This is a genomic window from Methanococcoides sp. (assembly GCF_030594565.1).
In the GTDB taxonomy this organism is placed as follows: domain Archaea; phylum Halobacteriota; class Methanosarcinia; order Methanosarcinales; family Methanosarcinaceae; genus Methanococcoides; species Methanococcoides seepicolus.
The window spans coordinates 1-6,114 of sequence record NZ_JAUVEY010000131.1; the positions used below are offsets into that span (position 1 = coordinate 1).

5 protein-coding genes and 1 pseudogene are annotated in these 6,114 nt (G+C 43.8%); 2 read left to right on the forward strand and 4 right to left on the reverse strand.

The genetic code is table 11. The annotated features are described in order from the left end of the window. Both QAS77_RS09805 and QAS77_RS09810 read left to right on the forward strand, forming a co-directional pair. The coding region (locus QAS77_RS09805) for a putative PEP-binding protein (RefSeq protein WP_305065287.1) at nt 1-153 on the forward strand (153 nt) is incomplete at its 5' end. A 171-nt stretch (nt 154-324) separates the two neighbouring features. Beyond that, nucleotides 325-879, forward strand: a complete 555-nt coding sequence (locus QAS77_RS09810; protein WP_305065279.1) for an IS1096 element passenger TnpR family protein — start codon at nt 325-327, stop codon at nt 877-879. 130 nt (nt 880-1,009) lie between these two features. Here QAS77_RS09810 and metX read toward each other — a convergent pair whose 3' ends face one another. The 4 genes and pseudogenes from metX to QAS77_RS09830 all read right to left on the reverse strand — a co-directional run. Then, nucleotides 1,010-2,476 (reverse strand): homoserine O-acetyltransferase MetX, encoded by a 1,467-nt coding sequence (gene metX, locus QAS77_RS09815; protein WP_305065281.1) that lies wholly within the window; start codon nt 2,474-2,476, stop codon nt 1,010-1,012. Between the two features lie 2 nt (nt 2,477-2,478). Continuing rightward, on the reverse strand, nt 2,479-3,774 hold the full coding sequence (locus QAS77_RS09820; protein ID WP_305065283.1) for an O-acetylhomoserine aminocarboxypropyltransferase/cysteine synthase family protein: 1,296 nt from the start codon (nt 3,772-3,774) through the stop codon (nt 2,479-2,481). A gap of 10 nt (nt 3,775-3,784) precedes the next feature. Then, nucleotides 3,785-5,164: an O-phospho-L-seryl-tRNA:Cys-tRNA synthase gene (pscS, locus tag QAS77_RS09825; RefSeq protein ID WP_305065285.1), complete on the reverse strand. Its 1,380-nt coding sequence runs from the start codon at nt 5,162-5,164 to the stop codon at nt 3,785-3,787. Nucleotides 5,165-5,885: 721 nt separating this feature from the next. Next, nucleotides 5,886-6,114 (reverse strand): annotated as a pseudogene (locus QAS77_RS09830) (metallophosphoesterase family protein); the annotation flags it as partial.

Genomic DNA, 6,114 nt, shown 5'->3' on the forward strand with positions numbered 1-6,114 from the left:
AAGCACAGCGGGATCTGTGGTCAGGCACCCAGTGATTTCCCCGAATTTGCAGAGTTCCTTGTGAAAGAAGGTATCGAATCGATATCTCTTAACCCGGATTCCGTAATGAAGATATCATTGAAAGTTCTGGAAACTGAAAAAGAGATGGAATGAATTATCTCTTTTATCCCAACTTTGACGTTCCATTTTTTAACCCTATAGAATTTGACAGTTGTTATCAAATTAAATATTTATGTTAACTGATGTCATGGAATATTATAACCCATATTTGCCTTCTCTGCGCTAAGAAAAACATAATATATACGCAACAGTATCATCCAAAGAGTGATAATTATAAAAAAAGAGAAAGTATACGCATTTAAGGCTGCTTTGAAATACCGGAAAAGGCTTTGGCGCCGTATTGAAATTAAGGGCAATCAGACGCTTGGTGATTTTGATTATATCATTCGTGAAGCATTCAATCATGATACATGGGATCATCTGAGCGAATTCTATTCAGGTCGAGTGTGGTACTCAAAAGGCTTCGGCGAAATCGAACCAGATGGAAGGGGTAGTGGCGCTAAGAAACAGATTGATCAACTTGGTCTCATAGAAGGCAATACGATGGAGTATGTTTACGATTTCGGCGATGATATTCAGCATATTATTACGCTAGAAAAGATTGTAGAACCTGAGAAGGAAACAGAATATCCTCGTGTTGTTTCTAAGAACAAACCAAAATATCGATACTGTGAATCGTGTGAGGAGCAAATGGTGAAGACTATTGCCACGTGGAGTTGTATTGAATGCTCAGATGAAGAGCAAAGAGAAGTGCTCTTATGCGAGGATTGTCTGGAGAAGGAGCATGAGAATCACTATGCCGACGAAATACTCTACTAATACGCTCAGGAGATAACCAGGCGCTATCGCATAGCACAACATTACAATTCACTTTTTTCCTCCATTTTTTTCATTCTTTATCACATAAGATGAAATGCCTGTAAAAGTCTAAAAGTCGAAAGTAAAAGGATCAACCGATCAATCGGCTGATGTCCTCACTATCGATGATACCAATAAGTCTTTTCTTCTCGCCAACTACCGGCAAAGCTGAGATGCTGTGGCGCTCCAGTCTCTTGGCAGCAGCTACTATCGGTTCATCAGGGGAAGCCGTCAGAACATCCCTGGTCATTATATTCTCCAGTTTGCTACACTTTAATGCGACAGCTTTTGAGATGTCCCAGGAAGTGACGATACCAACAAGACAGTCGTTCTCATTAACGACAGGCAGATGAGTAAGACCTTCCTCGAACATTACCTTTGCAGCCTTCTCAATGCTCACACCTTCCCTGATGGTAGCAACCTTTTCGGTCATTACATCAGCAACGGATGTGTGGGTCAGGAAATTGTGGATGACATAATTGATCTGGCCGCTTTCAAGCAGGAAGGCATCGTGTCCGTAACTGGATTCGATCTCGCGATAACTTACATCATGTTCCTTGACAGTAAGACCTTCGACTATCTTTCTTGAATGATATGGCGAATACAGCCAGTCGGAAGTTATTGAGATTACCAGCATCTTTGCCTGCACATCTTTAAGGCCTTCTGCCAGAGAACCGTTCTTTGAAAGGTCGAAATAATCCACAGCCTTTGTAACATAAAGATAGGAATTGGCATCGAACCTGCCGGTAAATGTGTCTCCCTGATATTTCAGATAGCTCTCCACCTGAAAATCGTTGGACATATCGAACTTGTAGCTTTCACCCTGTTGCAATTTCCGTCCAAACTTCTCATGCATGGAAGCATCGCTAAGATAAGTGATGTGAGCGATCATTCTTGCTGTGGAAAGACCATTTACCGGAGGTTCACCATCGTAATAGTCCCCTCCATTCCAGTCAGGGTCAGAGATAATGGCATTCCTGCCAACCTCATTGAAAGCTATCTGCTGCGGAGATGAGATCGCAGTAGAAGCAATGACCACCGCTTTCTTTACAAGTTCAGGATAGGCAACACACCATTGAAGCGTCTGCATACCACCCATGGAACCACCAACTACTGCAAAGAGAGTGGTGATGCCGAGATAGTCTATCAGCTTTTTCTGGACATTCACCATATCCCCCATCGTTATGACCGGAAAAGTGATACCATATTGCCGGCCCGTGTCAGGATCGAGGGAAGCCGGTCCGGTAGTACCCTTACAGCCTCCCAGAACATTGGAACATAGCACGAAATACCTGTCAGTGTCAAGGGCTTTACCAGGACCGATGATGTCATCCCACCATCCCGGTTTTATGTCATCGCCACTGTGCCTGCCTGCTGCGTGTGCATCACCTGTTAAAGCATGGCAGACAAGGATCGCATTACTTTTCTCCTTATTGAGATTACCATAGGTCTCATAGGCCACCCTGATGTTCTTCAGGGTATGACCGCCTTCTAACTGGAACTCACCTTCTATGGTATGGTAGTTCGTTGCCACAATGCCTACAGACCTTTCACTCATACTTACTGCGACCTCTCCAATGCCTGATCTATATCAGCTATGATGTCATCTATATCCTCTAATCCGACAGACATCCTTATAAAATCATCTGTCACACCGGTCTGTTCACGCTCTTCCTTTGTAAGCTGCTGGTGTGTAGTGGATGCAGGATGGATCACAAGGGTCTTTGCATCCCCGATGTTCGCAAGATGTGAAAGCAGCTCAACGTTCTCGATGAACTTCTTGCCTGCTTCAAGTCCGCCTTTCACACCGAACCCAAGAATAGCACCATAGCTACCGTTAAGATACTTCTGTGCAAGCTCATGGGAGGGATGGGCTTCAAGACCTGGATAGTTCACCCATTCAACAAGCGGGTGTGAGTTAAGGTGTCGGGCAACCGCCAGAGCATTCTCACCATGTCTTTTCACACGTAAAGATAGTGTTTCCACGCCCTGTATGAACTGGAACGCATTAAATGGGCTCATTGCAGGCCCCAGGTCACGCAAAAGTTGTGTGCGTACCCTCAGGATAAAAGCAAGATTTCCCATTCCGGGAATATTGCCGAATGATTCCCAGAACTTCAGACCGTGGTAACTGGGGTCGGGGTCGGTAAACTCAGGGAACTTGCCGTTGTCCCAGCTGAAATTTCCGGAATCGACTATTATACCACCAATGGAAGTGCCATGCCCTCCGAGGAACTTGGTTGCAGATATAACCACAATGTCAGCACCATGTTCTATCGGTTTTGCAATACCCACACCTACGGTGTTGTCCACAATAAGCGGAACACCAGCATTGTGAGCGATCTCAGCTATCTTTTCAAGATCAGGGATATCCAACTTTGGGTTTCCGATTATCTCGACATAGATGGCACGGGTCTTCTCAGTAATGGCCTTTTCGAATTCTTCCGGTTTTGTTGAATCTACGAAATTTACTTTCCTGCCAAGTTTGGGGAAAGTGTGATTGAAGAGCTGGTACGTGCCACCATAGAGATTATTTGCAGAAACGATCTCATCCCCAAGCTGTGTTACCGCAAGGGTTGCAAGAGTGATGGCAGACATGCCTGAAGCTACACCTAATGCACCTGTACCGCCCTCAATGGCAGCTACCCTCTTTTCAAGAACATCGGTGGTAGGGTTCATCAGACGTGTGTAGATGTTCCCGAATGCTTTCAGGGCAAAAAGGTTCGCTGCGTGCTCAGCATCATTGAAAACGTATGCTGCTGTCTGATAAATAGGAACAGCTCTTGAACCTGTTGCGTCTGGCACATGGCCCCCGTGTAATGCTATTGTATCTAATCCATAGGTTTTGTCAGTCATTATTTATACCTCAGTTAATGTTAATATTGTATTTCTCGGCTATCTCGATGAAAGAATCGGAGAGATAGTGTATCTGATCCCATGAAAGTCCGTATGTGCTCATCTTCCAGCTTCTTGTAGCACCAGGGAACTCGCCTGCAATTCCGCGTTTCTTCAGTTCGTCACTGAAGAAGTATCCCTTACGTTTGTGTGTCTTTGCTACCTTATCGAAGCTTCCGGTGGTATCCACCTTGGAAAGAGCGTGCTTTCTCGGGAACTCGCTAAGCACTTCATTTCCTTCGATCCTCAGGAACTCGTTAATGAAGTAGTTGGACTTTTTGACTTCCTCGTCCCAGTGCTTTGTCCTTTCCTTCACATGCGGGAACGATGCCATCATTGACAGCAATGGAGCTCCCATCAGTGTGCACCCAAGGAACTCGACCTCTTTTATACCGAATTTTCTTCCGGTAACATCTCCGACCATTTGAGTGGTCCTGAATATCTTATCAGCCCATTCTTCAGTGGTCGCCAGCACTCCAGAAGGAGCTACTGATGCCATGCTCTTATGGCCTGAACCTACCACGAAATCCGCACCTATCTTTTTGCCATTTACCGGCATGATGCCCACAGTGTATGCACCATTGTAGAGGAACGGGATGCCGTATTCCTGTGCCACCTTTCCGATACCATAGATGTCGTGTTCATTACAGAACAGGTAGTCGAAGTGATCGATCATTATGAGAGCTGGAAGTTTTCCGGTCTCTCTCTTCACTTCATCGATCTTGTGGGCAACTGATTCAGCCGTGAGAATGTTGTGCTCGTTCACAGGAGCTTCCCTTACGATACCTCCGGCACCTTCTACGGCAAGGAACTCAGTATAATGAGCAAATGCCGATACGACCACAGTGTCGCCTTTTTCAATAATCGATGAAGCAACAGCCTGGAATCCCCTTCTTGCACCGGGAACCACACGTGCCTGGTCCATACCTACAAACTCTGCAAGGTCCGTGTGGAAGGTTGAGATAGAAGGTTTATCGATCTTATCAAGCCTGAACGGTTTTCGGCAGTTGTCACAAGTAGAGTATCCATCCCCATAGGCTATGACCGCTTTACGTGCTTCAGGGGTAAGTCTTCCTCCGGCCTGGATAGGCTGGATATTTATGAACTCCTCTTCCCTTGTCCGGCACATAAGGTCACCCACGATCTTTACGGGTTGTGTTTGACCATTCTTTTTACCAAGATCCTCAAGAAGGCCGCCAAGACCAGATACGATCTCATCGTAGCGTTCAGACTGATCATTACTCATACCCGTAGGTAGAGACTGCCTGACTATCTCCCTGAGATCTTCCAGTGCAAACTGGGTTTCAAATAATTTGTTGGCGAGATATTTTTTGTTCATCTGTTCATCCAATTAAGTTACCACCTGTTCGTTCGGGATATGTGAAGCTTCAAATGCTACAAATTCCCATCGCGTTCGGCTTGCTGTACATGTACCGGCAAGATTATCCGGCTCTGATGTGCGGTTAACGGTGTTAACAACCTGTAGCTTTACTTCAGTTCTTATTTATATTTACCTATCGTGACAATATATGCAAATTGCCGAAGTTTTCCCGCACTCAAATAAATTTAGTCTTCCATGATATATAAGAGCAATTTAATTGAGAGAGAGGTATCATTATAAGTGCCAATAGCAAAAAAATAGAATTCAACGCATTAGAAGTTTAGACAATAAAATACGATAACATATAAATAGTATTATTTTTTGCAAATTTATTAAAAATACATTCATTGTTAACAACGTTTACTTTAAGTACTAAAAAATATATATATTAAATAAAGGTCAAGAGTTATGCCGTTTCTCTTGACCTAAAGCAATATTGTCGAAAAGCCTTAACTTTTCGGGGTTGAAAAGTCGTGGGGGCTAACCGTATTGGCATGTCTGGAACTTCAAAATTTCAGCATGCTGATACATCAACAACTTACCATTAACATTTTTTCATCGATTATCAATTGATAGAACAAATTGTTGACAATTTTCGAACTCATCTTTAATTATTGAGTCCATTTCAAAATTCCATTTTCAACCATCTAAAAAACCGCTCCATAATGGTTCTCTCACTGCACCATTTCTTTTAAAAGACCTTTTCCTGTTTGAAATGCACCTTACCCATTTCCAAAAAGATTCGTATCAGATGCAGATGCATATCCTCGCTACCCACATTTTCATAATACAAGAACATATTATCATCTTTGGGATGATTACTAGCGGACAAACTGCCGCACATAAAATGGGTAAAGGAATGACCCCGATATAGATCATTGGCTCGCATAATTTCCAGTTCGTGGGTATGGCCACAAAAA